This is a genomic window from Coprobacter sp., assembly GCF_982436375.1.
This window is the reverse complement of sequence record NZ_CEWDCG010000020.1, coordinates 1-23,528: the sequence shown is the minus strand read 5'-3', so window position 1 is coordinate 23,528 and position 23,528 is coordinate 1. Positions and strand designations below refer to the sequence as shown.

General features: G+C 38.3%; 20 protein-coding genes and 1 tRNA gene. 9 read left to right on the top strand and 12 right to left on the bottom strand.

The annotated features are described in order from the left end of the window. A partial coding sequence (locus tag AC1WHX_RS02350; protein WP_481228834.1) for a T9SS type A sorting domain-containing protein occupies positions 1-755 on the top strand: 755 nt, incomplete at its 5' end. Positions 756-946: 191 nt separating this feature from the next. Here the strand turns inward: AC1WHX_RS02350 and AC1WHX_RS02345 are convergent. The 3 genes from AC1WHX_RS02345 to rplS all read right to left on the bottom strand — a co-directional run bounded on the left by AC1WHX_RS02345 (position 947) and on the right by rplS (position 3,738). Further along, positions 947-1,531 (bottom strand): DUF3109 family protein, encoded by a 585-nt coding sequence (locus AC1WHX_RS02345; protein ID WP_122337673.1) that lies wholly within the window; start codon positions 1,529-1,531, stop codon positions 947-949. 82 nt (positions 1,532-1,613) lie between these two features. Next, entirely contained in the window at positions 1,614-3,131 is a 1,518-nt protein-coding gene (gene gpmI / locus AC1WHX_RS02340) for a 2,3-bisphosphoglycerate-independent phosphoglycerate mutase (protein ID WP_022390271.1), read from the bottom strand. A gap of 259 nt (positions 3,132-3,390) precedes the next feature. Beyond that, entirely contained in the window at positions 3,391-3,738 is a 348-nt protein-coding gene (rplS, locus tag AC1WHX_RS02335; RefSeq protein ID WP_009318129.1) for a 50S ribosomal protein L19, read from the bottom strand. A gap of 271 nt (positions 3,739-4,009) precedes the next feature. On the opposite strand from rplS, the gene AC1WHX_RS02330 reads away from it, so the two are divergent. The 5 genes from AC1WHX_RS02330 to AC1WHX_RS02310 all read left to right on the top strand — a co-directional run bounded on the left by AC1WHX_RS02330 (position 4,010) and on the right by AC1WHX_RS02310 (position 10,072). Further along, the gene (locus AC1WHX_RS02330) at positions 4,010-4,852 is read left to right on the top strand and encodes a bifunctional metallophosphatase/5'-nucleotidase (protein ID WP_303116128.1); all 843 of its coding nucleotides are present in this window, start codon (positions 4,010-4,012) and stop codon (positions 4,850-4,852) included. 9 nt (positions 4,853-4,861) lie between these two features. Then, positions 4,862-5,623: a 5'-nucleotidase C-terminal domain-containing protein gene (locus tag AC1WHX_RS02325; protein ID WP_022602980.1), complete on the top strand. Its 762-nt coding sequence runs from the start codon at positions 4,862-4,864 to the stop codon at positions 5,621-5,623. 12 nt (positions 5,624-5,635) lie between these two features. Further along, entirely contained in the window at positions 5,636-8,617 is a 2,982-nt protein-coding gene (locus AC1WHX_RS02320) for a serine hydrolase domain-containing protein (protein ID WP_122337674.1), read from the top strand. Positions 8,618-8,623: 6 nt separating this feature from the next. After that, entirely contained in the window at positions 8,624-9,499 is an 876-nt protein-coding gene (locus tag AC1WHX_RS02315; protein WP_122337675.1) for a TlpA family protein disulfide reductase, read from the top strand. 105 nt (positions 9,500-9,604) lie between these two features. Beyond that, the gene (locus AC1WHX_RS02310; protein ID WP_022390276.1) at positions 9,605-10,072 is read left to right on the top strand and encodes a flavodoxin family protein; all 468 of its coding nucleotides are present in this window, start codon (positions 9,605-9,607) and stop codon (positions 10,070-10,072) included. Positions 10,073-10,220: 148 nt separating this feature from the next. On the opposite strand, the gene AC1WHX_RS02305 is transcribed toward AC1WHX_RS02310, so the two are convergent. The 5 genes from AC1WHX_RS02305 to AC1WHX_RS02285 all read right to left on the bottom strand — a co-directional run bounded on the left by AC1WHX_RS02305 (position 10,221) and on the right by AC1WHX_RS02285 (position 17,758). Then, positions 10,221-11,993: a family 43 glycosylhydrolase gene (locus AC1WHX_RS02305; RefSeq protein ID WP_303116119.1), complete on the bottom strand. Its 1,773-nt coding sequence runs from the start codon at positions 11,991-11,993 to the stop codon at positions 10,221-10,223. Positions 11,994-12,182: 189 nt separating this feature from the next. After that, positions 12,183-14,444 (bottom strand): GH92 family glycosyl hydrolase, encoded by a 2,262-nt coding sequence (locus AC1WHX_RS02300; protein ID WP_303116116.1) that lies wholly within the window; start codon positions 14,442-14,444, stop codon positions 12,183-12,185. Between the two features lie 337 nt (positions 14,445-14,781). Then, on the bottom strand, positions 14,782-16,362 hold the full coding sequence (locus AC1WHX_RS02295; RefSeq protein WP_303116113.1) for a C25 family cysteine peptidase: 1,581 nt from the start codon (positions 16,360-16,362) through the stop codon (positions 14,782-14,784). Between the two features lie 8 nt (positions 16,363-16,370). Then, complete coding sequence (locus AC1WHX_RS02290; protein ID WP_302544916.1) at positions 16,371-17,435, bottom strand: hypothetical protein; 1,065 nt, start codon at positions 17,433-17,435, stop codon at positions 16,371-16,373. Positions 17,436-17,684: 249 nt separating this feature from the next. After that, positions 17,685-17,758, bottom strand: a tRNA-Ile gene (locus AC1WHX_RS02285). 348 nt (positions 17,759-18,106) lie between these two features. On the opposite strand from AC1WHX_RS02285, the gene AC1WHX_RS02280 reads away from it, so the two are divergent. Continuing rightward, positions 18,107-18,721, top strand: coding sequence for an HAD family hydrolase (locus AC1WHX_RS02280; RefSeq protein ID WP_122304706.1), 615 nt, complete (start codon positions 18,107-18,109; stop codon positions 18,719-18,721). Positions 18,722-18,729: 8 nt separating this feature from the next. After that, entirely contained in the window at positions 18,730-19,677 is a 948-nt protein-coding gene (locus AC1WHX_RS02275) for a bifunctional riboflavin kinase/FAD synthetase (protein ID WP_122337681.1), read from the top strand. 11 nt (positions 19,678-19,688) lie between these two features. On the opposite strand, the gene AC1WHX_RS02270 is transcribed toward AC1WHX_RS02275, so the two are convergent. The 4 genes from AC1WHX_RS02270 to bamJ (AC1WHX_RS02255) form a co-directional block, all read right to left on the bottom strand. After that, positions 19,689-20,159: an Lrp/AsnC family transcriptional regulator gene (locus AC1WHX_RS02270; protein WP_009318146.1), complete on the bottom strand. Its 471-nt coding sequence runs from the start codon at positions 20,157-20,159 to the stop codon at positions 19,689-19,691. A 126-nt stretch (positions 20,160-20,285) separates the two neighbouring features. Then, positions 20,286-21,032 carry a BamJ family beta-barrel-assembly machinery protein gene (bamJ, locus tag AC1WHX_RS02265; RefSeq protein ID WP_278583496.1) on the bottom strand — a complete coding sequence of 249 codons (747 nt, stop codon included), beginning with the start codon at positions 21,030-21,032 and terminating at the stop codon, positions 20,286-20,288. 91 nt (positions 21,033-21,123) lie between these two features. Next, entirely contained in the window at positions 21,124-21,981 is an 858-nt protein-coding gene (locus AC1WHX_RS02260; RefSeq protein ID WP_009318148.1) for an FKBP-type peptidyl-prolyl cis-trans isomerase, read from the bottom strand. Between the two features lie 17 nt (positions 21,982-21,998). Further along, entirely contained in the window at positions 21,999-22,583 is a 585-nt protein-coding gene (gene bamJ / locus AC1WHX_RS02255; RefSeq protein WP_009318149.1) for a BamJ family beta-barrel-assembly machinery protein, read from the bottom strand. Positions 22,584-22,830: 247 nt separating this feature from the next. On the opposite strand from bamJ (AC1WHX_RS02255), the gene AC1WHX_RS02250 reads away from it, so the two are divergent. Continuing rightward, positions 22,831-23,520 carry an SIR2 family NAD-dependent protein deacylase gene (locus AC1WHX_RS02250; RefSeq protein ID WP_122337682.1) on the top strand — a complete coding sequence of 230 codons (690 nt, stop codon included), beginning with the start codon at positions 22,831-22,833 and terminating at the stop codon, positions 23,518-23,520. The last annotated feature ends 8 nt before the right edge of the window (positions 23,521-23,528 follow it).

Below are 23,528 nucleotides of genomic sequence, written 5' to 3'. Positions count from 1 at the left end.
TTTCATATCTTTTAAAGACATTAAAAAAACAACCACAAATATATAATATCATGAAAAAACTCATCGTTGTTCTCACAGGATTAATAGTATTTTCTTTATGCAATATTCTACAAGCGCAAGAAACTATCAAATTTGGAAGAGAATTTCCATCAAATACATCATACCAAATTCAAACTTTTAGATATCCTTCAAAATATTATAAACCAATAGAGAGCCCCCGTTATAACCCCTTCATTCAATACGCACCGTCAAAACCCTCATTAGAAATCATTGAAATGATCCCCACTGAAAATTTCGGTTGCAATTTAAAAATAGGCTTTTTCTTTTTAGGAGCAGAATCTTACACTGTTGAAATAATAGATGAAGACGCTCATTCTATTTGGGAAAATCCCATTGACCAGCAAGGCTATGTAACATATACTATTAATGATCTGTTCATTGACGGGAATTATACAATCTTCGTAACAGCTATCAACTCACAAGGGAACATTAAATCCGACCCATTACATTTTAATGGATTAAATATTTCAAATAATACCATAGCTAAACAACAAGAAAAGCACACATTAATTACAAACGAAACAATCATTTCGAATAATAAAATAGGAGGAACAATTACCGACACTAATGGCCGCACGAAAATAGTTTTTCTAAATGAAGACCACATTTCCATAAAAGAATTGCCTAAAGGGATATACATATTATCGGCAAAAGATGAATCGGGGAAAAGAATAGTACAAAAATTTATAAAATAAAGATCAATAATACATCTTACAATAAGAGTATACAAGCATGTCATTATTGCAGACTAATTGTTCTTGCTTTTTTATTTTTTTGTTACAGAATATTATTCCCGAACAAATACAACAACATCAGATATCCGAGACCATTTATATACCATATCGAACCACCTATAAAGCAGATCTAAAATATCCATACGATTTTATCATTTTCCCTTTTTCTGCCTTTCATATTCGGCAACAGTCAGGCACAACTCATCATACCATTCCTGACCGAATCTGCGAATTAAAGGTTCTCGAAGAAACTGATATACTTTCACCCCCTCTTTTCTACCTAAAACCTCAGCAGCCTTGCAAATTTTCCATCGGCTATAATTCACTGCCGTAAAAGTATCATAAGCCGTCAGACGTATAGGATAAAGGTGGCAAGATATCGGTTTATAAAAATCGGTCTTCCCTTCCCGATAAGCCTTTTCTATGGCACAATGGCACATGCCTCCCGGCTCATAACAGGTAAATACGCAGTCTTTCCCATTGACAATAGAGGTAACCAAATCTCCTTCTTCGTCGATATAAGCAACTCCTTGTTCTTCTATTACCCGATGAGCAGCAGGAGTCAAGTCATTCCATATCACCGGTAATACTTCTTTCAGCTTTCGTCGTTCTTCTTCATCGATCGGAGCTCCGGCATCACCTTCAATGCAACAAGCACCCCGGCAAGCTTCCAGATCGCAGATAAATTCTTTCTCGACTACATCAAAACTAACCAACGTATCTTGTATCTGCAACATAAATTTTTCTTACTAAAAGACAATGGATAACAGGGACATTCCTATTATCCATTGCATATAAAATTACGAACCTTCAAATTTTTTAATCGTTAATCAAGCACTTACCCGTCATTTCGGCAGGAGGAACAATTCCCAAAATATGACAAATCGAAGGAGCTACATCTGCCAAAATTCCGTTTTCCACTTTCGCAGACTTGTTTTCCGTCACATATACAAACGGAACAGGATTCAAGGAATGTGCCGTATTCGGTGTGCCATCACTATTCAAAGCATGGTCTGCATTTCCATGATCAGCAATAATAATAGCTTCATATCCGTTTGCCTTAGCTGCTTCGATAGCGTCTTTTACACAAGCATCTACGGCAACGACAGCTTTCTCGATAGCTTCATATACTCCGGTATGTCCTACCATATCGCCATTTGCATAATTCACGACGATAAAATCATACTTATCTTCATTTATTGCTGCTACGAGTTTATCTTTTACTTCGTAAACACTCATCTCCGGTTTTAAATCGTAAGTAGCAACTTTCGGCGAAGGTACTAAAATGCGGTCCTCGTTATCGAACGGAGTTTCACGCCCTCCGTTAAAGAAGAATGTTACGTGTGCATATTTTTCCGTTTCGGCAATATGAAGCTGCTTCAGTCCCTTCGAAGCTAAAAATTCGCCTAATGTATTTACTACATTTTCTTTATCGAACAAGATATGTACGCCCTTGAAAGATGCGTCATACGGAGTCATACAATAGTACTGCAGATTAGGAATCGTATGCATCCCGAATTCCGGCATATCCTGTTGAGTAAGAACAACGGTCAACTCTTTTGCCCGGTCATTCCGATAATTGAAAAATATAACCACATCTCCCTCTTTGATCGTCCCGTCAAAATTCGCATTGACAATCGGCTTAACAAACTCATCGGTTACTCCCTCATCATAAGATTCTTGCATAGCTTTCACCATACAATCGGCCTTTTTACCTACTCCGTTTACCAATAAGTCATAAGCCTCTTTAACACGTTCCCAGCGTTTATCCCGGTCCATAGCATAATAACGTCCGATAATAGACGCTATTTTTCCGGCACTCTTTTCACAATGAGCATAAAGTTGTTTTATAAAGCCTTCACCGCTTTTCGGATCGGTATCCCTGCCATCCATAAAACAATGGATAAATACATTCTCGAGATTATATTCTTTGGCTATATCACAAAGTTTAAAAAGATGATCGAGAGAACTATGTACTCCTCCATCAGAAGTCAATCCCATAAAATGGATATTCTTCCCTTTTTCTTTTGCATACGAAAAAGCAGAAATAATTTCCGGATTTTTCAAAATACTATTATCTGCACAAGCTCTATTGATCTTTACCAAATCTTGATATACGACACGTCCCGCGCCGATATTAAGATGACCGACTTCCGAATTTCCCATTTGTCCATCGGGCAAACCTACATTTTCACCGGAAGCCTGCAATTGGGAATTAGGATAAGTCGCCAATAAATAGTCCCAATAAGGTGTCGGAGTATTGAAAATAACATCATCTTTCGCATGATCGCCGATACCCCAGCCATCCAAAATCATAAGAAACGCCTTCTTTTTCATTGTGTATCTGTTTTATAATTATAACCTGTTTTCTGAATGCGACACAAAGGTACGAAAAACGAAAATATTTTTATACACGGAAAGTTGTTATATGTTATTATTCCTGCTTAAAATTTTATCTAAAAACGGGACAAAAATGATTTTATGAAAATTTTGAATTACTCAGAAATCCTCAATTTTGCTCAAACCACGACTAATACAAAATAAAAACCGCCTCGTATTTCCGAAGCGGTTTTTATATAGCCTTTCTTGAGAATAATTACACTCTCTTTTCTTTGATTCTGGCTTTCTTTCCGGTAAGCGCACGCAAATAATACAATTTAGCACGACGCACTTTACCGATTTTATTTACAGTAATACTGTCGATAAACGGAGATTCGATCGGGAAAATTCTTTCCACTCCCACATTTTCAGACATTTTGCGAACTGTAAAACGCTTTTTATCACCGTGTCCTGAGATACGGATAACAACGCCACGATACAACTGTATACGTTCTTTGTTACCTTCTTTGATACGGTATGCTACGGTAATCGTATCCCCGCTCTTGAATTTCGGGTGTTGTTTCCCGGTAGCAAACGCCTCTTCTGCAACTTTAATCAGATCCATTTTTAATAGCTATTTAAAATGTTTGTATTGAAACGTAATGTAACAGGGTACTCTTCTCCTGCCAGAGATTACGAAAAGCGGTGCAAAGTAACAATTTATTTGCCAGATAACCAAATCAAAGGGATTTTTTTTGCAAACGGAAATACCGAACGAGCAAACTTCCTTAACAACAAATAAACGTTAATAACGGTATTGGGTTTCACAGCCCCGATAAAGTTTGTTATTTTCGCAATGAAAGTCATCAGAATAAAACAAAAGGAACAATAAAATCATGCGAACAAAAATTCTATCCGCTTTCTTTTTTTTGAGCTTCATCACGTTGACATTACAGGCGGAAACTAAAAAAATTGTATTTATACACACAAATGACACTCATAGTCAGATAGAGCCAACATCAAAATCAGCTTCTAAAGACCCGGACATGGGAGGAATTTTAAGAAGAAAGGCCCTTATAGATAGTGTTCGTAATGTCGAAAAAAACGTTTTTTTAGTCGATGCCGGAGATTGCGTCCAAGGTACCCCTTATTTTAATTTTTTCAAAGGGAAACTCGAGATAGAACTGATGAACGCTTTAGGCTATGAAATAGGAACGATAGGAAATCACGAATTCGACAACGGAGTAGAAGCCCTCGCACAAATGTACTCTCTTGCAAAATTCGATATTATAAATGCAAATTACGACGTCAGCAAAACAGCTCTGGCTTCTAAAATAAAACCTTACGTCATCAAAGAAATAGATGGCATTACGGTCGGTTTTATCGGGTTAGGGGTAAATCCGGAAAGTCTTATCGAAGCCAAAAACTTTAAAGGCATCATCTTCCATGATCCTATCGAGACAGCCAATAAAGTAGCGGCACAATTAAAAGAAAAAGGGGTAAACGTCATTGTCATCTTGTCACATATAGGTTTTGAAGAGCCGGGAAACGTGCCTGATGACATCAAATTAGCAGAACAAAGCGAAAATATAGATGTTATTATCGGCGGACATACGCATACTTTATTGCCTGTGGCCAAAAAAGTAAAAAATAAATTAGGAAAAGATGTTATTATCGGGCAAACCGGCAAAAGCGGTCTGAACGTCGGAATCATAGAGTTAACCGTTGAAAAAGAATAAAAAGAATTTATGAATACATTGAAATATATTATCGTCGGAGTCGTTTTATACACTATCACAGCTTGTACTGCGACTCATTATACAGTCATAGAAAGCAAAGGATATACCATTCCCGTAACAGAAAGGCTCGATGCTTCCCCCGATGCGTCAGTTGCCGAAATTATAAATATTTACAAAACAAAAGTCGACAGTATTACATCTCGTGTAATCGGACAATCGGAAATAGCAATGGATGTAGAACGTCCTCAGAGCTGTCTGTCGAATTTCACCTCCGATTTGTTAGTGGAAACTGCAGAAAAAAATACCGGAAAGAAATGTGATTTCGGAGTCATGAATATAGGCGGAATACGCACATCTTTACCTGAAGGAGATATTACGGTCGGAAATATATTCAGTATTTTCCCGTTCGAAAACAGCATTTCCGTAATTACTCTGAAAGGAAAAGATGTAAAAGATCTTTTTGATATCATAGCCCGTCGCGGAGGTGAAGGAGTAAGCAAACAGGTAGAAGTAAAAATCGGGAAAGACGGGAAAGCATACGGACTAAAAATCAACGGAGAAAAAATCGATGATTCCCGATTATATACAATAGCTACAATCGATTACATAGCCAATGGCAACGATGAACTGATCCCGTTTAAAAATTCAGTGTCACGCACCGATTTGGATTTGCGGTTGAGAGACGTCATGTTGCAATATATAGCAGACAAAACGGCTAAAGGAGAAAAACTGAAAGCCTCGTTAGACAACAGGCTCATTCAAGAAAAATAAAAAAACAAATCAATGAAAGACCGAATATTGCCAATTCTTTTTATATTGTTTTTTATACTTCCCGTACAAGCAAAACGGGAACCTGATCTTTATAAAAAAGCAGATTCCCAAAGAATGGAGCATTGGGTAGATTCGGTTTTCGACTCAATGAGCGTAAAAGAACGTATCGGGCAACTTTTTGTGTTGGCAGTCGATGTCAACACATCTGCAAAGAACAAAGAACTGATACGCAAATATGTTGAAGAATACAAGGTCGGAGGTCTGTTATTTACAAGCGGGGATGTACAAAAACAAGCGGAATTAACCAATTACGCCCAATCTCTGGCAAAAATTCCGCTCATGATCACGATGGACGGTGAGTGGGGACTTGCCATGCGGTTAAAGAATACGACAAAATTCCCGATCAATATGACATTGGGGGCAATCCGCAACGACAGCCTTATTTATGCTTACGGCAAAGAAATGGGACGTCAATGTCGCAGAATGGGAATACAAGTAAACTTCGCTCCGGTACTCGATGTCAATACCAATCCGCAGAATCCGGTAATCGGAAGGCGATCATTCGGTGAAAATCCGGAACAGGTAGCCCGTAAAGCAATCGCATACGCCAAAGGTCTCGAAAGCGAAGGGATCATGGCTGTCGGAAAACATTTTCCCGGGCACGGCGATACGTCCGAAGATTCTCACCACACACTTCCGGTCGTCAATCACAGCAAAATACATCTTGAAAAAAACGAACTATTGCCTTTTAAACATTATATCGATGCCGGATTATCCGGAATGATGACCGGACATCTGCTTATTCCGGCATTAGACAGTACGACAGAGTTACCGGCCTCTCTTTCTCCGGTTATCGTCGATACCTTATTACAACAAAAACTCAGATTCCGGGGATTGACTTTTACTGACGCTTTAGAAATGAAAGGAGCATCGTCTTATCCCGATCAAGCTCTTACCGCATTGTTAGCCGGAAATGACATATTGTTAAAACCGATTATTCCGGGAACTCAAATCGAACGGTTAGAAAAAGCATTGGAAAATAATGAAATATCTCACCAGATAATTGAGGAGAAATGTCTTAAAGTATTGCGTTACAAATATATACTCAGATTGAACCAATACCGACCGATCAAAACGGAAAACCTTATCGAAGAGCTTAACAATCCTAATGCCGAACGAATCACTCGCCAGCTCTTCGCCCGTTCAGTGACTCTATTAGAAAATAAGAATAATACGATCCCTTTTTCAGATCTCGAAAAACGGACATTCGGAGCTGTCTCGGTAGGTGTGAAAGCTAAAACCTCTTTCCAAAACATGCTTCAAAATTATGCAGAGGTCACCCCTTCACTACTATATGCAGGTATGAAACCGGCATTAACCAACGAAACAATTCAGCAACTATCAAAATATAATACGATAATCATCGGTATATATTCTGAAAAAAAGGAAAATATCGAACTCGTAAAACGAGCTTGCAAAGGGAAACGCCCTATCCTTGTCTTTTTCGTATCTCCTTATGCTTTAAATGCATATAAAGACATATTACCCGATGCAGAAGCCGTAATAATGGCTTACGAAAGCACTCCGTTAGCTCAAGAATATGCAGCCGAACTATTATTCGGAGGTATAGAAGCAAAAGGTAAATTGCCGGTTAACATACAGGGTTTATATGCTATGGGAGAAGGCTTGAAAACTCCGATAACCCGCTTAGGATATGCCACTCCTGAAGAAGCCGGAATGGACAGCCGTATCTTACAAAAAATCGATACCATAATAAAAGAAGGTATTCAACAAAAGGCTTTTCCCGGATGCCAAATTCTGGTTGCCAGAAAAGGGAAGATCGTTTATGACCGTACTTTCGGTTATTTCGATTACGCCCATACCCATCCGGTAAGGTCCGAAGATGTTTATGATGTCGCATCGATAACCAAAGCAATCGCAACAGTCCCGGCAATCATGTTGTTAAACGATAAAAACCAAATCAACATCAACAGCGGAATCAGCCGTTATATTCCGGAAATCCGGAAAACATTCTCTCCGAACATTACAATTCGCAAAGTCCTGTTCCACGAAACCGGATTACCTTCGGGTATTCCTATCGCAAAGCTGCTGACAGATACTCTTCCGGGTAAAGCCCCCCTATATAAAGGCAGCCGAGACATCAATTACCGGATTCAGGTTGAGAAAAAATTATTCGCCCATAAAGACAGCAAACTTCGTCCGGACTTATTCTCTTCGGTCAAAGAAAAAGATTTTACTATCCCTATCGCTGAAAATTTATTTGCATCTCCGGCATTAAAGGATACTATTCTAAATGCCATCTACCAAATAAAACCGTTCGAAAATAAGAAATACCGATATAGCGATCTCAATTTCGTCCTGCTTCAGAAAGCGGTGGAAAACATTACAGGAGAAAGTATTGATAAATATTTGATGACAAACTTTTTTGCACCTTTAGGAGCCAACAGAACCACTTTCCGACCATTATTGAAAATAAACAGATCAGAAATCGCACCCACCGAAAACGATGAGTTTTTACGAAAACAGATTATGATTGGATATCCCCATGACGAACTGGCTTGTTTTCTTGGAGGTGTAAGTGGAAATGCGGGATTGTTTTCCAATTCGACCGATATGGCAAAAATACTGCAAATGATGCTCAACAAAGGAGTTTACGGCGGCAAACGTATCTTAACTGAAAATTCGGTTAAACTTTTTACTCAAACCAAAAGTCCCAATAGCCGAAGAGGATTGGGCTTCGACAAGCCGGATATGCAAAACACGAAAAAAAGCCCGACCTGCGAAGAAGCTCCGGAATGTGTTTATGGACATACAGGTTATACGGGAACAGCATTTTGGGTTGATCCGGAAAATGATTTGATTTTTATATTTTTAAGCAATCGGGTCTATGCTCATCGTTGGAATACGGCTCTAATGTCCCTGAATATTCGTCCTCGCATACAATCGGTCATATATCAGTCCATAAAAGATTAACAGGATATGAAAAAGATTTCTTATGTCGGATTTTTTATCTGTTTATTTTTTTCCCTACTTGTACCGAAAGCAAATGGAAAGAATAAAACCTCTGACAAATACTCAGTGTCTCAAGATAATATAAAAACATTCATAGATTTCTTGAATCATAAAGATTTCAATATTCCGGACTTCTCTCACCGGCTTGCATATTTCATGGATTCGGTTATTTATCAACAACCTGACACAATATTCAATGTAAGCTGTCGGTTGATAGACAACTGCTCATCCGATAAAGCAAAGCAATGGACTCTGGATTTTTTATTCTACCGGGCAATCGACAGTCAAATACCGTGGATGGAAAACGTTTGGGTAAAACTGGCAGAGCGGTATTATTTAAAACAACCGTTCGGAAATGAAGATCCGGGATGGATAGAACGGTTAAAATATACCGTAAAATTAAAAAAACACTGCCTGATCGGAGAAAAAGCCGTTCTTTTCACAGCCTTAACACCACAAGGCGATACATTAAATTTAAAAGATCTCTCCGGGAAATATATGATTATCTGTTTCTATGATCCCGACTGCACTCACTGCAAAGAAGCAATCCCTTCTCTGCATAAACTTTACAAAAAATATACACCGAAAGAACTGAGTATTGTTGCATTCAATATCTCTGATGATATAAATTTATGGCGCTCTTTCATACAGAAACATAAACTACAAGACTGGACAAATCTATGGGATCCTGATAGGGATATATCCCGATATGATAATTTTTATGACACTCCGCTCTCCCCGTCTTTCTACATTCTGGACTCCGAAAGACGCATAATATCGAAAGACATAGAGATAGAAGAAGTTAAAACATTCTTAACAGAACAGTTGTCGGCAAAAAATTAAATACTATTTTCTATAAATATTGCTATGGAAACCCGACAGAGAAAAACCTTTTGTACCGATGAGTTGTTTTGACATAAACGATAAATCAAAAAACAAATATAGTTTATGGGAAAAACTGCAATATTTTATGACTCACATATCGAAAAAAGAGGAAATACGATTAAAGAGGCTTCTGAAAAATGGGATGTCAAACAGTCCGACACTTTCCCTCTTATATCGATGACAAAGGAAAAACTAAAAAATTATGATACCCTTGTTTTCGTATCTCCCAACTGGCAAGCCGGAGAGTTGTCTGACGAATGGAAGAACGCTGTCATCTTATTAAAAAAATCAGATCTCAAATCAAAAAAGATCGCATTAGTCGGCTATGATGAGAGCCTCAATATTTGTCCGGCAAAAACATTCAGAGATAAGTTGAAAGGCAGTGGTGCAGAATATATCAACAAATGCATTGCTCCCAGTGAAAAATATGCCGGAATGGCTATAGATAAAGCAGATAACGAAAAGACAACAACTGAAGAGGTCAAAGAGGCAACCCAAGAAATGAACTATAATCCGAATGCTCATTTATAGAAAAGTCACAACATAGTTGATAAAGAGACAAACGCCGAGACAGATACGGTGTTTATCTCTTTAAATCGGACTTTCAGAATCTCCTTTAAAATCTATTTACATTTCGCACAGACATTTTTTATCGAAAAAAACGAACAAGTTTTCCATATCAATCCGCCACAATATTCCGTCCCTCAACCACTCCGTTTTCATTATATGCATCCACCCGATAATAGTACTTTTGTCCGGGTATGAGAATATGAATATCTAAAGACGTCTTGTCTTTATCTTTCACCCGAATCGTCTGATTCAAGAAATCCTTACGATATCCGAATTGTACGATATATCCGTCAGCATTCTGAGATTTATTCCATTTTACAGTAGCATAACGATCATCCTTTCCATCCCGTAACACAGAAACATTTCCCGGTCGCTTTGGTAACTTTCCGTTGCCCTCTCCAAAAACCCGTAAATCAGACAAGGCAAACTTTCCGTTTTTAGCACTATAAATACTTTCTATTTTGATATACGCGGCTTTTACCGGCTTTTCCAATTCTACGTAATCATGAGTAAAGGCTTTTTCTTTACTCTTATCGATCAACAATGTCCAATTTTTCCCATCTTTCGATACATATAACTTATACAAATTATAATCATCGGCATCTTTTAAATTTTTATCGATCTCTATTTCGGTAAAATTGACCTGTATCGCCCGCACGGTCTTTACTCCTCCCAAATTCATACATAACCATTCATTCGGTTTCTTATACCGAGCAGCCCACCATGTACGAATGTCCTCATCGGCAGCTTTGGAAGGTTCTTTTCCCTTTTCAAACGAGGAAGCAGTACATTCCTTATCTTTGGACAAAAGATTCCAACCTGTCCAATTGATTTTATCAGGATCGAACTTCTTTTGCGGGATATATGAGGGATATTCTCCGAAGCGAGTATACACTTTCATTCGCCCTTCTTTATCAAACTTCACAGGAAATAAGCCGACCCGACGTTCGAATCCGGTATATTTACCTACCCACATCGTAGAAACCTGCCACCAGTTTTCATATTTATCCTGAAAGACACAACTATGCCCGGCACTTCCCATAAATCCCCCGACATTCAACGAGATAGGATTATAAGGCTGTTCTACAAACGGTCCTTTCGGGTTATCTCCTACCAACACAAAATCACAATACCATTGGGATGCTGTCCCGGGTGTTGCATATTGGAGGTAATATTTCCCATCATGTTTTACCATCCAACTGCCTTCAGGACAGGGCTGCCGTTTGAAATTATATTTCAACTTCCCGGCCTCCAACTCCCGAGCCAGTTCATGTTGTCCGAAATGATACCCGGCGCATGTATCCATATTCGTTATACGAGGACGCAATATACTTTGCGATTGAGGGATAACCTCCTTTTTCTGCATATCATATTCAAAACATTCTCCCGGGCCTCCTAAACCGTTATATACATATATTTTCCCGTTCTCTATCCAAAAATGAGGATCTGCCGACATACGGATTTTCCCGAAAGGTTCCCATTTCCCGGTAGAAGGGTCTGAAGATCGGATTATCAATCCCGGACTTCGTTTTCCGTTGAAATCGAAAAAATACACATAATTACTATCAGCAGCCACAGCGGGCGCAACATAGTGCGTTCCGTCAGCAATCGCATCTTTACGGACATTATCGCTGAACTCCATATCTTTCCAGTGAATAAGATCGTCCGACATACGATACCCTCCCCGATCTTGAGTCGTAAACAAATAATACTTCTCCTTAAACGTCACAATAACCGGGTCGGCACACTCTCTATAAGGCTTATTGGCATCTTTACCTCCGCAACCATAACTCAGATCGAGCGGATTACAAATCGTCTTCTGAGCCTCAACCAAAATAGAAAACCCCAAAAGGACAAATAGCAACAATGAAATTCTTTTCATGATATATAAATTAAAACGATTACAAGACAAAGGTAAATGCAGAATATTAACTGCTCTTATAACTGGCACTTAATAATCGATTAACAAATCGATAACCTACATTTTTCGATTAAAATATAGAACAAAGGCTGCCGCAGATTTCTATTTTGCGACAGCCTTTGTTCTATATTCCTAATATTAACCGGATTTCTACTCTTTATCGAAAATTAAAGAAACAGGTCGATCTTCTTTTGCTGTTCCAAAATCATAATTCGGCTTATCTCCCATATAAAAAGTCAGTTTTCCACCTTTCATAATATCCTGATAAAGGATATAGCTACGAGAATAAGGTTTTCCATTCAATTCGACTTTTTGTATATAAATATTTTCTGGACCGTTATTTATCGCTTCTACAATAAATGTTTTATCTTCAGGCAGCGTGATCGACACCTCGTCAAACAAAGGACTTCCGAATACAAACACACCGTTACACGGATTCACTTGATAAAAGCCCATAGAAGAGAGTATATACCAAGCTGACATTTGACCGCAATCCTCATTTCCAATAATTCCGTCCGGCTGATCTGTATAGAAATGATCCATAATATAGCGTACCTTTTCAGCAGTTTTCCACTGTTGTCCAGCAAACGCATAAAGGTAAGCGACATGATGACTCGGCTCATTTCCATGCGCATACTGTCCGATCAATCCCGAAATATCAGGAGCGGCATACTCTCCGAGATCTCCCTCTGCGACATAAAATTCATCTAATTTTTTTGTAAAGCCTTCATCTCCGCCAAACAACAAGATCAACCCTTCCGGATTTTGAGGAACAAAGAAAGTATATTGCCAACCGTTTCCTTCACAGAAATCCCCCCGTCCATGAACATTAATGAACGGATCATAAGGAGTTCGCCAACTTCCGTCAGCCATTTTGGGACGAATAAACCCGATAGAACTATCAAAATAATTTTCAAAATAGTTAGCCCGTTCGGCAAAAACACGATAATCAGATTGTTTTCCCATACGTTTCGCCATTTGAGCAATACCCCAGTCACCGACAGCATATTCCATGGCAAAAGAGGGGGCTTCATGAACAGAATCACAAGGGATATAACGACGATTCATCAAGAAAGAAATACCCTTTTGATTCGGATTAGTAGCTGATTTGACACATGCAGCAAAAGCCCGTTCGGCATCAAAACCCTCGAACCCTTTTAAATAGGCATCCGCAATAACCGGAATAGCGCTGTAACCCGGCATACAATTCGTCTCTCCTCCTGCCAACGGCCAAATAGGAAGACGTCCTTGCTGATCGTAAATACCCAACATCGAATTTACAATATCTGGAATCATTTGCGGATGAATAATCGTAAACAACGGATTCAACGCACGATAAGTGTCCCATAAAGAAAGTGTCGAATAATTGGTATAAGGCACATTTCTGTATATTTTATCATCATGTCCCCGGAAATCTCCGTTTACATCACTGTATCTCGTAGGAGCAATAGCCGTATGATAAAGGGAGGTATAAAAAATTTTCTTATATTTTTCGTTCGATGTTTTAATCGCAATTCGTGAAAGTTCTTGTTCCCACAGTTTTTTACCGGCAATAACAACACTATCAAAATCGAAAGACGGCATCTCTGCATCCAGATTTTCCATAGCATTTGCACAACTTACCGATGAAATCCCGATTTTCCAAACAACATTTGATGGTGCTTTTTCAAAACGAGCGACACCTTTAATCAACCCATATCCTTCTTCTTCCTCAACCGGTTGATCATTATCAAAAACTGCTAACTGATCTACAGGGACATTACTTTTAATTGCAAAAAAGATTTTATGTCTGGGACTCCATCCTTTAGAAAAACGGTATCCCTCTATCGTATTACGATCTACCAGCTTTATATAAGTAGAATCTGCCCGATCTCCATTGCCTTCTACCAAATTGATCATAATATTTGCCTTCTGGTCGATAGGGAAAGTATAACGATGCATTGCGGCATGTGCGGTAGCCGTCAATTCAGCCTTTACGCCATTATCCATCAATAACGAATAATAAGCCGGCTCTACTTTTTCATTGCTATGACTGTAAGTAGAAGCATAAGCACCCTCGATATTATCTTGCTCTCCCCGATCGATCTTTACATCGCCCGGATAAGGCATCAACTGTATATCTCCCATATCGGAGCAGCCTGTCCCATTCAGATGAGTTTGAGAAAATCCGATAATAATACTGTCAGAATAGTGATACCCAGAACACCAGTCCCAACCTTTATGAATATTATTAGGACCGGCCTGTACTGCACCGAACGGGACACTAGCTCCGACAAATACATGACCATGACCTCCCGCACCTATATACGGGTCAACTCGGCTATAAAGCTCTTCTACGGGAGCTTTTTGTTCTTTACAAGAAAAAAAGACCGCACCGACAAGTGCAGCAGCGAACAACATTTTTGTTTTCATGTACAACTATTTTTGTTTTTGATATACAGTTACTGTAATGTGCTTTATATGCAGACACCTTTTACACGATTACAAAAACAAAGATAGACGCACATAATTAATAATTTCGTAAAATAGACTTAACGTACCAATTAGAAAAAACATAATAGAGAATTTTTTTCCCCTGAAAAAGAAATTAAGTGGGTTACTGATACTTCCCTGTTTCAAAAAATAAAAATATTCACTTTAGATCAATTAATCATATAATAATCAAAAATTCAAGAGCCTGCCTAAATTTTCTAATAAGATTTAGACAGGCTCTTGAATTTCTTACAGTCAAACAACAGCTACATCATTTTCATTCCGTTACTAAAATACGACGGACAATATATCTCCCTTCACTTTGCAAATGTAAGAAATAAGTACCCGGCTCTACATTCAAAGGAATAGAAGTACCGAGATCGACTTCGGCTTTTCTTATAAGGCTTCCGTCTAAAGAATATATTGAAATAAAAGCTGAGGAAGCAGATAATCCGTCTATACGAATTTCTCCCCGTGAAGGATTTGGATAGATCATCACAGAAGCATCACTATCAGCAACTTCTAAACCAGAACCATCTCCGATAATAATCTGCCCCGTATAAGTAACCTTATCAAAAGCGGTCACCGTAACTGTCAATATCTTATCTCCGGTTACCGCCGGAAAATCAAGCATGGCTTTCCCATTTTCAACAGTCTGCACAGCCAATAAATTATTCCCTTCTGACAAAGCTACGACAGCACCATCTTTATCACAACTGACAGATAAAGACGTAATTCCATTATCTGCCGCCTCGATATGAGAAACAACCATTTTCCCGGGAGTACGGGTACGCAACATCATACTCGGATCTCCGAACAATATCCACTCTTTTGCAGCATCTTCTCCACTGCCTCTATATTTTTCAATCACTTTCCGATATGCTTCATTCGCAACTTCGCCAAAAGTTTTCCGGGAATCGGGAATATCCGGAGATGTCAGTATCCTGACCATCTCATCTTGTCCCAACATCGGTGGATTCCAAGTAACCTGAGCTGAAAATCCCAACATTCCAACCGCCCCTATCGGATCTCCAACACTATTACGAGCCCGTAAAAACGATTCGGCAAAACATGTCCCGGTAGCGAATTTTCCATTATCACATCCGGTAGAAATAATTACAGGAAATTTCCCTTCATTAGACAATGCAGCTACATCCGAAACCGAAAAGTCCGAAGTAGCCCATCCCGACATAAAGCCATGTCCCGCATAATTCACAATTCCACAACCTGCATTCAACAAATCCGTCAACTCTTTTTTCGCACTCGTCTCATGCGTCGTATAACCATATTGCTCTAAAACCGAATTCACTTGACGGATATGCTGAATATCTGTCTCGTCATTGTCTCCTTTATCCGTACCTGAAGGGTTTGCAATACCCACACACTGCGAAAGCCAGGATGCATTCTCATCCACATTCTTCTCATAAAAGATAATCTTCTCGACCTGAGTTCTGACATCATCTGACGTTTCAGCAGAAAGACGACCGACCAAAACCTCAGGGGGATATGTCCCGGAAACATATCCGTATTCAGCATCGGTATAAGGTGTAAACGGCGTTACGTCATAACCGGGAAGATAATTGATCGGTACCTGATTTGCGTCTCCAACCAACAAAAGATAACGATTATGATGTGTCTGATAATAATCTTTCACATAATCCCTTAAATCTTCATACGTCTCTCCGATTTCCGACATGGATACCATTTGCGTCGGAATTCCTTTCTGTATCTTCCATGTTACGAAAGGTTTCATCTCTTCTATATACTCCGGTGCACATACTACCAACATTTGGGCTTGTAATAGATAAGACATCCCCCATAAAAACATACAACAAACCAAAAATCTTACTTGTTTCATACACTCATCTATTTAATATGGAAATTTTTATAATAATCTATTTTCACATTACCTGAAGTAATTATGATTTTATATATATTCGGAGATATACCATATAAAGAAACACGGTCTCCCAGATATTCATAATGTGCAATTTCCCCTTGTTTATAGCCTCCGAGTTTTAACTTTTGAGGCCAAAAATGAATATAAAGCCGGACCACCAAATCAGCAGTACCGACAATCTCACAACGAGTTATATTATTATGCTTACCCTCTTTTTTTATATAATACCTCACATTTAAATACTCTTTTCCCGTTGAAATGCGAGGTTCGTATTTCTCCATAACCCCCGATTGAACAGCTTTAAAATCAACCGGAGTCAGTTTCATCAGGTCTCCTTGCAAAAACATAGACAGACGAGGCATTGCAAAATCAAGATCGATGCCATAAAAAACTGTAAATTGTCTATGTGGAGCAACGTCTTCCATTGCCCGGCTCAAATAAAGATAGGGGTTTTCTACCAAAGCAAGACTATCGGCTTTTTGTGCCGCTATTTTATTAATACTATCTTGACGCAACAATCGCTCCTTGCGTTGAAGTTCCCCTAAAGCAATTCGGGCTTTTTTCAAACTATCCTGACGGGCCTTCTCCAGAACAAGCTTCTTTTTTTTCTCTGATTCCCTAACCTTTTGATATTTATCATAAGCATCTCTCTCTCGCTGATAATAAGAAATATCCCATCCGTTATCTATTATCCCCAACAAAAATAAATCGTCCGAGATATTATTAAGAGCGACATCCTTATTTTCATGATACTTTTTATTCTCAGTATCGAGATCTTTCTGCAAGCGAAAGATCCTTGTGGCAACTTTCGAATCAAGGACCTTATTCAATTCATCTTGTGGAACTCGCAAAATCGATAACGTATCACCGATGATAGTATCGAGCTGCAAATAACGCTGTATGAGTAAAGTTTTTTGTTTGGCGATCTTCTTTTGTTTTGATTTAGAAACAGCATTTGAAATCAACCCAAATTGTGCATAAGCACAAAAGGGGAGTATAAATAACAAAGATAAAAGCAATATCTTGCGCATATCATGTTTTATTAATACAATCGATAAAAAGGAAAAATTTCTTATCAGAAGTTCTTTACAAAAGAAAAAACGTCAGAAATTTACTATTCATTTATGCAAATGAAATAAATATCAGTGAAATAATAAAATATTAAAAACAAAATTATATATCGATCTAAAATATTTTTTACCAATTCACTATCAGACATCTGATATATAAAAAAATCGTCTATTAGATATAAATCTAACAGACGATTTAAACTATAAATGTGGTCCCACTTGGGCTTGAACCAAGGACCCCCTGATTATGAGTCAGATGCTCTAACCAACTGAGCTATAGGACCGATTCGGAGCATTCCCGAAAGTGATTGCAAAAGTAATTTTTTTTTTCGAATCACCAAAATTATTTTTTGTTTTTTACATCAAGTATCTGCATTCACACCCCAATTACCACCAAAAATCAGATAAACTTTACCTTCCATTCAGAAATATCCTGAGAAACACCTTCTCCTATTCACATCTTAAATTCAGACTATCAAAAAGATTGATACCCGACATGCTGACAAATGAGAAACTTCTATCATTATCCTCTCGAATATTGGAAATAAACGTTAATAGAGAAACGTTTCGTACCTCATAGACAAAGTTTGTTTATTTTTGTGCGTCATTTGATCAATAAATTTACCGGTATAATGAAAAATATCAAGACTATCATCTTTGACTTAGGCGGTGTTCTAATGGATCTCGATAAACAAAAATGTATCGAAGCATTCGAAGATTTGGGATTTTCGGATATTACTGAATATCTGGGAGAATACGAACAAAAAGGAATGTTCATGGACTTGGAAGACGGGACTATTTCTGCAACCGAATTTCGGGATGAAGTCCGGAAACATATCGGTGAGGCAATCACAGACCAACAAATCGATGAAGCATTCAACCGTTTTCTTGTAGGGATACCGGAACAAAAACTGACATTATTACGTCAACTGCATAAATCTTATCGGCTTTTTATGCTCAGCAATACAAACCCTATTATGTTCGAAAGCCGAATTCCCGAATTATTCCGGATACAAGGGCTAAATATTCCTGATTATTTCGATAAATTATATTTATCATATCAACTCGGTGTAACAAAACCCTCTCCGAAAATTTTTGAAAAGATCATTGCTGATTCCGGAATATTACCACAAGAGACGTTGTTTCTCGACGACTCGCAAAAGAATATCGATGCTGCCCGTAAATTCGGATTTCAAACCTATTTAGTTGCTCCCCGAGAAGATTTTTCATTTATTTTCGGTTTATAAAATTACAAATGCAGATCATAGAACAACCCCATACTATTATCGAAACCGGTATAGCTGCCGGAATCGGTTTTTTCGACGGAGTACACTCCGGACACCGGTCTTTGATCTCCAATATTATTTCTACAGCTCAAAGCCGGGGCATGTCATCAGCTGTGATAACATTTCGTAACCATCCCCGAGAGGTATTACATAGCGATTACTGTCCTCAACTGATCAATACTTTCGAGGAAAAAATCAATAATCTTTCTGAAACCGGACTGGATTATTGTATTGTTCTCGACTTTACGGTTGAAATGTCTCAAATGTCCGCATTTGAATTTATTGAATTTTTAATAGATAACTATTCTTTGAAATGTCTTTTCATTGGATATGATCATCGTTTCGGTCACAATAGAAGCGAGGGATTCGATGACTATGCAAAATATGGGAAAATATTGGGAATAGATGTTCTACAGGCAAAAATGTATATGCCGGGGGAAAAACATATAAATGTAAGTTCTTCCGTAATCCGTAAATTAATTAACGAAGGAAATGTATCTGAAGCAGCTCTGTTATTAAACCATCCGTATGCACTGCAAGGATATGTCATTTCGGGATACCAAATCGGTAGAAAAATAGGTTTTCCCACTGCTAACATAGCCATCAACAACCTGCACAAAATAATCCCGGCAAACGGAGTATATGCCGTCAGAATCATAGTAAACAGGAAATATCACTATAATGGAATGGTAAATATCGGTAACCGTCCTACCGTGCATTCCGATGGAGAGATATGCATAGAAGCCCATCTATTCGACTTTTCAGGCAACCTATATGAGCAGTATATCGAAATACAATTTATAGCCCGTCTCCGTTCTGAAAAAAAAATGAACGGATTGAAAGAATTGACCGATCAATTACAAAAAGATAAGGAGCATGCTATGAACATACTCCTTAACTCTTCTATTTCGTATTAAGATATTATACCTTATTCTTCATTCCTCTTTCGAATGGGAATCTCTCGATTCATACTTTGTTCCAAAGAAATCAACGTCTCGGTAGCCGTAACCCCCGGAATCTCCTGAATGCGACCATTTAATAATTCCATAAGATGCTCATTATCCCGAGCATAAAGTTTACACAACATCGTATATGGACCGGTTGTAAAATGACATTCCACAACTTCGGGAATTTTCTCCAATTCAGGAACTACATCCTTATACATAGAACCTTTTTCCAATCTTACCCCAATATAAGTGCAGGTACGATATCCAAGTATTTTAGGGTTTACATGATATCCAGAACCGACAATCACATTCATATCGATCATTCTCTGGATACGTTGATGAATCGCAGCTCGCGAAACTCCGCATTCCGCGGCCACATCCTTAGACGGAATACGCGCATTGCGCATAATAATTTCTAATATCTGCCTGTCAAGGTTATCTATCTTTTCCATATTCAAAAGCTATAATAAATCATTTTGACAGCAAAAGTAAGGTTTATTATTGAATAAACCTCGAAATACTATAAGAAATCAGCAAAAAGAAAGTTACATTTTTTCATTGTGCTACATTTATCCCTTTTAACGAATTATCTCAAGCAATTCGACTTCAAAGATCAATGCCGAATTTGCTGGAATATCTTTTCCTGTTCCACGTTCTCCATATCCCAACTCAGACGGAATATAAAAAATATATTTAGATCCTACCGGCATCAACTGCAAACCTTCTTGCCAACCGGCAATAACTCCTCCGACAGACAATTCGAGCGGCTGTTGACGGTCATAAGAACTATCAAATTTTTTCCCGTTTATCAATTTTCCTGTATAATGAACTTTTACTCTATCATTTAGAGTCGGCTTTTCTCCTGTTCCCTGCCTTTCTACTACATACAATAATCCGCTCTCGGTTTTCTGCACACCGACCTCAGACGCCTTGGCAGCCAAAAAGGCTTTTCCCTCCGCAAGGTTCTTTTCTGCTGCAATCTTCTGTTTTTCTCGGGCAATACGCTGCATCTCCGCCCCGAATTTATTCAAAATATCGGCTGCTTCCTCTTTTGTAAATACTGCAGAATCATTCAATAAAACATTATTGAACGCCTGTACGAAAATTTCCGGCTTCAACTCAAGGTCACTTCGTTCTTTAATATCTTTAAATGCAGCCTTAATTCCGTTCCCGGCATCTATACCAAAAGCATAACTGATACTATCTACCTTTGCCGGTAACTGTACCTGTTCCTTTTGCTGTTTTTTAGAAGCCTTTCGCCTTGCTTGTACAGGTACTGCTGAAATTATCAACAATGTAACCAACAGAAATTTTAATGTTCTCATAATATTATATTACTATCTAATTTATTTTTGAAAAGAAAAAGAGAACCGAACATTTCGTTCAGTCCTCTTTTTTACCCTATATTATCGAAGTTTATTTATCAACACTCAATAATTCGATTTCGAAAATCAATGTAGAATTAACCGGAATACGAGGATTAGGATTTGTTCCATAAGCCAATTCTGCAGGAATATACACTTCATATTTCGAACCCGGAGTCATCAACATCAATGCTTCGTTAAATCCCGGAACCAATTGTCCTACAGACATTGGAACTTTCTCACTGGCATCAAATTGAGTACCGTCGATCAAAGTACCTTTATAGCTTACGGTTACTTTATCATTTTCAACAGGTTTTTCACCCTTACCTTCTTTAATTACTTTATACAATAGACCTGAAGCTGTTTTTTGCACACCTGCTTCTTTTGCTTTTTTTGCCAAGAAAGCTTCCCCATCGGCTTTATTCTTTTTTGCTTCAGGAGTATTCGCTAACTTTTCAGCTTCTTCTTTTTGTTTTTTTAGTTGTATAGCTTGCATTCCGTTACGGAAAACTTCTTCAGCTTGAGCTCTTGAAATTAAAGTAGAATCTTCTTTTAATGTAGCAAATAATGCTGACAAGATTTCTTCTTTATTCATCTCGATGCCTTGTTTTCCCATCTGTTCGATCTGTTGTTTCATATTCGAACCGATAGCTGCTCCAAATTCATAAGAAAATTTCGCACTGTCCGAATTTACGGTAGACTGCATACCTCTGATGAACTGATCTATATCCACTTTTTTAGGATATTGCTTCAATCCCATAGCCAAATCCGTACCATTCAGTACACCAAAAGCATAACTGAGACTGTCCACACCGTCTGCTAAAGCAGCACCACTTTTTTTATTACAAGAAGTAAGTCCCATAGCTACTAAACCTGCAGCCAAGACTGAACATAAGACTGTTTTTTTCATTGTGTTTGTGATATTATTTATAATACTTTTAATAGTTCAACATCAAATATTAAAGTAGAATTAGGGGCAATCTTGCCTCCCGCACCATTCTCTCCATAGGCCAGATCAGAAGGTATAAATAGCCTCCATTTAGAGCCTTCCGGCATCAACTGCAAAGCCTCTACCCAACCCGGTATTACCTGACTTACACCAAAAACCGCAGGTTCTCCTCGTTCAATAGAACTATCAAACACTTCTCCATTTATCAATGTCCCATGATAATGGCATTGTACCCGATCTGTTGCAGCAGGTTTCTTTCCTTTACCTTCGGTCAACACTTCATACTGTAATCCGCTCGGTAAAACCACCACTCCGGATTTCTTTTTATTTTCAGCCAAAAATGCCTCTCCTTCTGCTCGGTTACGATCATTAACTTCTCGCTGCATCTGCGTAAAGAAATCATTAATCACCTGTTTTGCTTCGTCATAAGTCATTTCGGGTTTCTCACCTTCATATACAGCTTTTACTCCATTAGCAAAATCCGTAACCGAAAGAGTCTGGATACCTGAGCTTTTAAAATTGTTACCCATACTCAGCCCCAGTGCATAGCTTAATTTATCCATATATAATTGTTGTTTTTAACGGAAGTTTTCTTAACCTCCCGTATCTCCATCCGGTTTTTAATTACCGGGCGAAGATAGAGTTTTTATTGTATAGTTCTTTTATTTTCTATTAAAAAAAAACATAAATTTGCAACTAATAAACAGCATAATCGTTTAAAAGTAAAATGTATAACACTCAGATGACACATTTTGTTGAACAAATATTTTAAGAAAATAAACGTTATCATGCTAAAAAGAGAGATCTAAAATGAAAAAGCTGATCGTATTAACAGGTGCCGGCATGAGTGCCGAAAGCGGATTATCAACATTTCGGAGTAGTAATGGACTTTGGGAAAACCACCGCGTCGAGGATGTCGCAACACCTGAAGGTTGGTATCGTAATCCAGAACTAGTTCTTGATTTTTATAACGGACTACGAAAAACCCTCATTAAATCCGAGCCCAATGCAGGTCATAAAAAATTAGCAGAACTGGAATCGGATTATGAAGTACATATCATCACTCAAAATGTTGATAATTTACACGAACGTGCAGGCAGTTCTCACGTAATACATTTACACGGAGAACTCATGAAAGTCCGTTCAGTACGAAATGAAAAACTAATTTACACACTCACTCCTGAACATTGTGAAATTCACCTTGGAGACAAGGCGGAGGACGGAGGACAACTACGTCCGCACATCGTATGGTTCGGAGAAGCTGTCCCCATGATAGAACCGGCAATAGAGTTAGTGTCAGAAGCCGACATTTTTGTTATCATCGGAACTTCCTTAAACGTATATCCGGCTGCAGGACTGTTGAATTATGTCCGAGCAAACGTTCCCATATACCTGATTGATCCAAATGATGTTCACGATCCTTCGGGACGAGTAAGCCATTTTATTCGAAAAGGAGCTTCCAAAGGAATGAAAGAATTGATCGAGATACTAAAAAAATAATAAAAAGT

Excerpts from the sequence above, each read along its gene's own strand:
- bamJ (WP_278583496.1), bottom strand. The coding sequence starts at position 21,032 with ATGAGAACATTAAAATTTCTGTTGGTTACATTGTTGATAATTTCAGCA.
- AC1WHX_RS02270 (WP_009318146.1), bottom strand. The coding sequence starts at position 20,159 with ATGGAAAAGATAGATAACCTTGACAGGCAGATATTAGAAATTATTATG.
- AC1WHX_RS02290 (WP_302544916.1), bottom strand. The coding sequence starts at position 17,435 with ATGCGCAAGATATTGCTTTTATCTTTGTTATTTATACTCCCCTTTTGT.
- AC1WHX_RS02260 (WP_009318148.1), bottom strand. The coding sequence starts at position 21,981 with ATGAAAAAAACAGTCTTATGTTCAGTCTTGGCTGCAGGTTTAGTAGCT.
- AC1WHX_RS02295 (WP_303116113.1), bottom strand. The coding sequence starts at position 16,362 with ATGAAACAAGTAAGATTTTTGGTTTGTTGTATGTTTTTATGGGGGATG.
- AC1WHX_RS02320 (WP_122337674.1), top strand. The coding sequence starts at position 5,636 with ATGAAAGACCGAATATTGCCAATTCTTTTTATATTGTTTTTTATACTT.
- bamJ (WP_009318149.1), bottom strand. The coding sequence starts at position 22,583 with ATGGATAAATTAAGCTATGCACTGGGGCTGAGTATGGGTAACAATTTT.
- AC1WHX_RS02345 (WP_122337673.1), bottom strand. The coding sequence starts at position 1,531 with ATGTTGCAGATACAAGATACGTTGGTTAGTTTTGATGTAGTCGAGAAA.
- AC1WHX_RS02275 (WP_122337681.1), top strand. The coding sequence starts at position 18,730 with ATGCAGATCATAGAACAACCCCATACTATTATCGAAACCGGTATAGCT.
- rplS (WP_009318129.1), bottom strand. The coding sequence starts at position 3,738 with ATGGATCTGATTAAAGTTGCAGAAGAGGCGTTTGCTACCGGGAAACAA.
- AC1WHX_RS02280 (WP_122304706.1), top strand. The coding sequence starts at position 18,107 with ATGAAAAATATCAAGACTATCATCTTTGACTTAGGCGGTGTTCTAATG.
- gpmI (WP_022390271.1), bottom strand. The coding sequence starts at position 3,131 with ATGAAAAAGAAGGCGTTTCTTATGATTTTGGATGGCTGGGGTATCGGC.
- AC1WHX_RS02250 (WP_122337682.1), top strand. The coding sequence starts at position 22,831 with ATGAAAAAGCTGATCGTATTAACAGGTGCCGGCATGAGTGCCGAAAGC.
- AC1WHX_RS02330 (WP_303116128.1), top strand. The coding sequence starts at position 4,010 with ATGCGAACAAAAATTCTATCCGCTTTCTTTTTTTTGAGCTTCATCACG.
- AC1WHX_RS02310 (WP_022390276.1), top strand. The coding sequence starts at position 9,605 with ATGGGAAAAACTGCAATATTTTATGACTCACATATCGAAAAAAGAGGA.
- AC1WHX_RS02305 (WP_303116119.1), bottom strand. The coding sequence starts at position 11,993 with ATGAAAAGAATTTCATTGTTGCTATTTGTCCTTTTGGGGTTTTCTATT.
- AC1WHX_RS02315 (WP_122337675.1), top strand. The coding sequence starts at position 8,624 with ATGAAAAAGATTTCTTATGTCGGATTTTTTATCTGTTTATTTTTTTCC.
- AC1WHX_RS02300 (WP_303116116.1), bottom strand. The coding sequence starts at position 14,444 with ATGAAAACAAAAATGTTGTTCGCTGCTGCACTTGTCGGTGCGGTCTTT.
- AC1WHX_RS02325 (WP_022602980.1), top strand. The coding sequence starts at position 4,862 with ATGAATACATTGAAATATATTATCGTCGGAGTCGTTTTATACACTATC.